Genomic DNA, 1,226 nt, shown 5'->3' with positions numbered 1-1,226 from the left:
CTTACTACCACTTTCGTGTAAGCCACCTATTTTATTGACTTACATGAAATCCTGCTTCTTGGTCACTTTCGTACAATGGGCACAGATATTCAATCTCTGAATACCATGCTGATTCTCTCATTTCACCATTTAGGAGAATTATTTTTTACAAACAACAAAAATTATTTGCCACAACATCACCTTCATTCGTATATATAAGCAGATAAGAAAAACAACCATTTCACTTTACGTGGCTTATGCTTCACGAACGGCAGGAATAGTTGTTAAGTAAAAAAATAGCATCCACAGCAAAGGTGACGACGTTTCACCAGAGCCCAGAGATGCTATTTTTTTATTCAGATACATTCATTTAGATTTCCATGCTATCTGGATTTAGAAGAAAATCATAAATTCACACACATTATTAGTCTGGCTGCTGACCATCATGGGCAAGCCATTTGCATTCTGTAAGTTCCATATCCGTGAATGTTGCCTTAAATGATGAGTTTTCAGCACTGCAAGCATATATGCCAAAGGCAATTTCATTTTTTACATTAAACATATGGCAGATGCGCATCTGCTTAAATGTAACCCCATCAAACGAATTTTCTATGCAGAAATCATCCTCACGTCTGCTGAATCGGAGCCACACAGATTTTATTTTTGCATCAATATCAGTTGAAGACCAGTCAGAATAACCATTGTTGGTCACTACGCTGCCAAGTCTCTGGATTTCCTCATTTTCATATTCCATGGAAGCCTTGATCCAATTATCACTGTCAAGATACATGATAATCCCACTCTGGTCATAGCGAACCTTGGTATCAAAGTCTGTCCTCACTACAAATGAAAAGAACTGTTCCTCTGACTTCATCTGCAAAATAGGTGCATTATCATTCCTAAAATGATAATATGTTCTCTGCCAAAGATCAGTAAAAGGCTCAGTTGTGATTGTTACTTTATCCTCAGTAATATTGCATACGTTCGGTTTTCTTATCCATTCCATTGTTCTTGCGTCAATTTTCATTTCTTCTGTTCTCCCTTACATATACTATGAAAGTCTTCTAATGTTGTTGCGTCCTGCTTCAGCAAATGAACTAGCTGCCATAATCACCATCTCTTTCCATCTCTATTAAAGAAATAGCCCAAGTTAATTCTGACTTCGCGTCTTCCTATATCATTATAACAACGTGAGAGAAACCCCCTTCCGATGAAATCGGTTGTGGGATGAATCGCACTAGCTTTTC

Annotated in this window: 1 protein-coding gene; it reads right to left on the bottom strand. The window is 37.5% G+C overall.

All coding sequences use genetic code 11. The features are described 5' to 3' along the window. Positions 1 to 403: 403 nt before the first annotated feature. Positions 404 to 1,006 carry a DUF1349 domain-containing protein gene (locus G631_RS0116020; protein WP_026490294.1) on the bottom strand — a complete coding sequence of 201 codons (603 nt, stop codon included), beginning with the start codon at positions 1,004 to 1,006 and terminating at the stop codon, positions 404 to 406. Positions 1,007 to 1,226 lie beyond the last annotated feature (220 nt).

It is taken from the genome of Butyrivibrio sp. XBB1001 (assembly GCF_000424505.1).
In the GTDB taxonomy this organism is placed as follows: Bacteria; Bacillota; Clostridia; order Lachnospirales; family Lachnospiraceae; genus Butyrivibrio.
The sequence above is the reverse complement of the archived record's forward strand: the minus strand, read 5'-3'. Positions and strand labels throughout refer to the sequence as shown.

Coding starts and splice junctions, on each gene's coding strand:
- G631_RS0116020 (WP_026490294.1), bottom strand. CDS start 1,006: ATGAAAATTGACGCAAGAACAATGGAATGGATAAGAAAACCGAACGTA.